Source organism: Sphingomonas bacterium, from assembly GCF_903643065.1.
Classification (GTDB): domain Bacteria; phylum Pseudomonadota; class Alphaproteobacteria; order Sphingomonadales; family Sphingomonadaceae; genus Sphingomonas.
This window is the reverse complement of the sequence record NZ_CAHJWX010000236.1, coordinates 1-4503: the sequence shown is the minus strand read 5'-3', so window position 1 is coordinate 4503 and position 4503 is coordinate 1. Positions and strand designations below refer to the sequence as shown.

Below are 4503 nucleotides of genomic sequence, written 5' to 3'. Positions count from 1 at the left end.
CGCGGCCGCCCCGGCGGCGCCTCGGCCGTGCGCTGACCGTTCCAAGCTAGCCCCTCCCCTTCAGGGGAGGGGTTGGGGTGGGGCGTGTGTCCGGGCGCCTCCTCCCGGTTGATAGGCCCCAATCCCTCCCCGCGCGCGGGGAGCGGAGCGATCTTGGCTTCCGCCCGTTTCTGCTCCCGAACCAGGAGCAATGCCATGGACGTATCCCTCACCCCCGCCATCGAGCGCGTCGCGCGCGTCCTCGCCGGCCAGCGGATCAGCGCCAACGCGGACGGGGACGCGGAGTCGGCGGGCAGGCAGGTCGATGCCGCCTGGCGCGACCATCTCGACGACGCCCGCGCGGTGCTCAAGACGCTGCGCGAGCCTGACGGCGCGATGGCCAAGGCGGGCGACCCGCGCGTCTGGGAGGCGATGATCCTCGCCGGGTTGGATGAGGGCAGCGCGCCGACGGTGGTGCTGTAGCGGTCAGATCAGCCGGTCCTGCCGCGCCTCCTCGCGCCCGGCCTTGCGGAACGCCGCGCCGGGATCGACCAGCGGGATGTCCGGCCGGCGCCCCTGGAACAGCTCGGCGAGCGTGATGATCTGGAGGCGGGGGTAGCTGCGCCCGGTCGCGGGCGCGGTATAGCGGCCCACTGCCGCCGCTTCGCGCTCCATCACGCTGGTCGGTAGCGCCAGCGTGATGAACACCCCGATCGGCGCCTTCTCGCGCTCCATCGCGCTGTGGAGGTCGCGGATCATCTGCACGCCGACGTTGCCGCCGCCCTTGACCGACACGATCGCGCGCTCGGTGCGTCGGCCGTCGGGCTTGAAATAGATCACGCCGTCGATGCCGCCGTCCGCGCCCTTCTTCCTGCCGCCGAACGGCATGGCGTCCACCATCGACACCGCCCACCACTGAAATTGGTATTTGTCGCGTGCCGCGAGGTCGGTGGCGGACGCCAGGTCGCGCGGCGTGCCCTCGACGGTGAAGGCCACCTCCGGAAACGCAGCGCGCAGCCGCTTCTCGATCAGGCTGATCGCGAGGTGCGTCACGTCGATGCCGATCCACCGCCGGTCGAGCTTCTGCGCGGCATGGACGGCGGTGCCGCAGCCACAGAACGGGTCCAGCACCACATCGCCGGGCGCTGACGACGCGGCGATGATGCGTTCGAGCAGGGCGAGCGGCTTCTGGGTGGGGTAGCCGAGGCGCTCCTGCGCCTGGCTGTTGAGCGCGGGGATATCCGTCCACAACGCCTGCACCGGCAGGCCCTTCGCCTCATCCAGATATCGTTTGAGGCGGATACCGCCAGCGCGGGTGAAATGCAGTCGCGCTTCGTCGTCAAGGCGTCGCATCGTCTCGATCGGCATTCGCCACAGCGAGGTAACGCCCTTGTATGCATAGGTGTAACCGCCGCCTGACAAGCCTTTTGCGGTCAGATTGTCATCCATCCATCGCCGGCCATCAGCATCGACTTGCCGGAAGCGTGCCGCATACTCGGCGTCGTAGGGCGTATATTGCTGTGTCCAATGGCGCTCCTTGCCACGCGCGTAGAAGAGGATGATGTCGATGTTACGCCCGAAGCGCCCTCCATCGGCATGCGCAGTGGTCCGCTTCCACGTGATCTCGTTGAGGAAACGCTCCGCTCCGAACACGCCATCCAGCAGCAGCTTGAGGTAATGCGACGCGGTCGGGTCGCAGTGGAGGTACAGTGACCCCGTCGGCTTGAGCACGCGGTGCAGCTCGATCAGCCGCACCGCCATCATCGCGAGATAGGCCATCATGTCGTTCTCGCCCAGGAACGCGCGCATCGCGCGCAGCAGCTCGGCGGCGGCGGTGCGGCCGCTTCGCATCACCTCGTCAAAGGCGGTCTCGGCGGTGTCGTTCCAGCGCCAGCTGTCCTCGAAGGCCTCGATCTGCGCATCCGCGCCGGTGCCCGCGGGCGAGCGGAAGAGGATATTGTAGGTGGCGTTCGAGTTGAACGGCGGGTCGAGATAAACAAGATCGACGCTCTCGTCGGCTACCTGGGCGCGGAGCACGGCGAGATTGTCGCCGTAGTGAAGGTGGTTGCCGGGGTCGTTGCGCTGCATCGGCAGCTTGAATCACGCCAGCCTGTCTGGGGGAATCGGATCGGACGCTGTTTCGGAGTAGCCTGACGTCAAGCGACTCTGCTGACTCGATAAACTTACCTCCAGTTCGGGTGAACTTGACGACAGGGCCCTGCTGGTCCGGGCTGGTCCTCTCTCGGCCCGGCCTACACGCCCGCGTGCGCCGCCAGCGCGGCGAGCAGCAGCAGTGCGACGATGTTGGTGATCTTGATCATCGGGTTCACCGCCGGGCCGGCGGTGTCCTTGTACGGATCGCCCACCGTGTCGCCCGTCACCGCCGCCTTGTGCGCGTCGGAGCCCTTGCCGCCGTGATGGCCGTCCTCGATGTACTTCTTGGCGTTGTCCCACGCGCCGCCGCCGCTCGTCATCGACAGCGCGACGAACAGGCCGGAGACGATGACGCCGAGCAGCATCGCGCCCACCGCCGCGAAGCCCTGTGCCTGGCCCGCCACCGCCGTGACGATGTAATATACCGCGATCGGCGACAGCACCGGCAGCAGCGAGGGCACGATCATTTCCTTGATCGCCGCCTTGGTGACGAGGTCGACGGTGCGGCCGTAATTGGGGCGGCTGGTGCCCGCCATGATGCCGGGATCGTCGCGGAACTGCGCGCGCACGTCCTCCACGACATGGCCGGCCGCGCGGCCCACCGCCGTCATCCCGAACGCGCCGAACAGATAGGGGAGCAGCGCGCCCAACAGCAGCCCGACGATGATATACGGGTTGGACAGGCTGAAATCGACGGTGACGGCGCCGAAGAACTCCTTGAGGTCGGCGGTGTAGGTGCCGAACAGCACCAGCGCGGCGAGTGCCGCCGAGCCGATCGCATAGCCCTTGGTCACCGCCTTTGTCGTGTTGCCGACCGCGTCGAGCGCGTCCGTCTTGTGCCTGACCTCGTCGGGCAGCCCCGCCATCTCGGCGATGCCGCCCGCATTGTCCGTCACCGGGCCATAGGCGTCGAGCGCCACCACCATGCCGGCCAGCGCCAGCATCGCGGTCGCGGCGAAGGCGATGCCGATCACGCCCGCCAGCTGGTATGTCGCGATCACCGCGACCACGATCACCAGCGTCGGCAGCGCGGTCGCCTCCAGGCTGATCGCGAGGCCCTGGATCACGTTGGTGCCGTGGCCGGTCTCGCTCGCCCTGGCGATCGAGCGGACCGGGCGATGATCGGTGCCGGTGTAATATTCGGTGATCCACACGATCAGGCCGGTCACCGCCAGCCCGATCAGCATGCACCAGAACAGGTCCAGCCCGGTGAACGCCTTCACCGCGTGGTCCGCCGCCGCCGTCGTGTCGGCGGACGAGGACAGCGTGTCGGTGGCGGTGTCGAGGAACCCGTTGCCGCCCAGCGGCCGGGAGAGGTCGCCCAGCACCCACCGGGTCACGCCATAGATCGCCGGCACCGCCAGGATCGCCGATGTCCAGAAGCCCTTGTACAGCGCGCCCATGATCGAGCCCCGGCCGAGCCGGACGGCGTAGGTGCCGATGATCGACGTGACGATGCACACCCCGCCGACGATCAGCGGCAGCGTCATGATCTGAAGCAGATTGTCCGCGTTGCGCAGGATCAGCGCGATCGAGATCATCGTCACGCCGAGCGTCACCACATAGGTCTCGAACAGGTCGGCGGCCATGCCCGCGCAATCGCCGACATTGTCGCCGACATTGTCCGCGATCACCGCCGGGTTGCGGGGATCGTCCTCCGGGATGCCCGCCTCGACCTTGCCGACCAGATCGGCGCCGACATCGGCGGCCTTGGTGAAGATGCCGCCGCCCAGGCGCGCGAAGATGGAAATGAGCGAGGCGCCAAAGGCGAGCGCGGTCAGTGCCTGGACGATGACGCGGTCGCCAGGCGCGTGGCCGGCGACGCTGACCAGATACCAGAAGAACACCGCGATCGAGAGCAGCCCCAGCCCCGCCACCAGCATGCCGGTGATCGCGCCGGAGCGGAACGCGGTGGTCAGCCCGCCCTGCAACGACCCGCGCGCCGCCTCCGCCGTGCGCACGTTGGCGCGCACGGAGATGTTCATGCCGACATAGCCGGCGACGCCGGACAGCACCGCGCCGATCGCGAAGCCGATCACCGACACGGTGCCCAGCGTCGCGAGCACGATGCCCGCGACGATGACGCCGACGATGGCGATCGTGGTGTATTGCCGGCCCAGATACGCCTTGGCGCCCTCCTGGATGGCGGCGGCGATGTCCTGCATCCGGGCGTCGCCGGCGGGCTGGCGCAGCACCTGGGCGGAGGTGAACGCGCCATAGAGCACGGCGAGCACGCCGCAGAGCATGGCCACATAGACGGGCGTCATCGGCGGTCTCTCCCAGGTCGACCCGCCTTGTGGCGGGTTCGTATCGGACCGGAGGTATAGGGCTCGGCACGCGACTGGCAAGCCGGTCAGGCGCCGTGTTCCC

At 68.4% G+C, this 4503-nt stretch carries 4 protein-coding genes; 1 reads left to right on the top strand and 3 read right to left on the bottom strand.

Features of this window, described 5'->3' with window-relative positions:
• Positions 1 to 197: hypothetical protein (locus HUU95_RS14340; protein WP_217429801.1), on the bottom strand; the 197-nt coding region annotated here is incomplete at its 3' end.
• Here HUU95_RS14340 and HUU95_RS09265 point away from each other — a divergent pair.
• Positions 196 to 462 (top strand): hypothetical protein, encoded by a 267-nt coding sequence (locus HUU95_RS09265; protein WP_174279850.1) that lies wholly within the window; start codon positions 196 to 198, stop codon positions 460 to 462. The two genes, HUU95_RS14340 and HUU95_RS09265, sit on opposite strands and share 2 nt — an antisense overlap.
• Before the next feature lie 3 nt (positions 463 to 465).
• Here the strand turns inward: HUU95_RS09265 and HUU95_RS09260 are convergent, their stop codons facing one another.
• Together HUU95_RS09260 and HUU95_RS09255 are read right to left on the bottom strand one after the other, a co-directional pair.
• Positions 466 to 2067: a DNA methyltransferase gene (locus HUU95_RS09260; protein ID WP_174279849.1), complete on the bottom strand. Its 1602-nt coding sequence runs from the start codon at positions 2065 to 2067 to the stop codon at positions 466 to 468.
• A 164-nt stretch (positions 2068 to 2231) separates the two neighbouring features.
• Entirely contained in the window at positions 2232 to 4400 is a 2169-nt protein-coding gene (locus HUU95_RS09255) for a sodium-translocating pyrophosphatase (protein WP_174279848.1), read from the bottom strand.
• Positions 4401 to 4503: the final 103 nt, after the last annotated feature.

Excerpts from the sequence above, each read along its gene's own strand:
- HUU95_RS09265 (WP_174279850.1), top strand. The coding sequence starts at position 196 with ATGGACGTATCCCTCACCCCCGCCATCGAGCGCGTCGCGCGCGTCCTC.
- HUU95_RS09260 (WP_174279849.1), bottom strand. The coding sequence starts at position 2,067 with ATGCAGCGCAACGACCCCGGCAACCACCTTCACTACGGCGACAATCTC.
- HUU95_RS09255 (WP_174279848.1), bottom strand. The coding sequence starts at position 4,400 with ATGACGCCCGTCTATGTGGCCATGCTCTGCGGCGTGCTCGCCGTGCTC.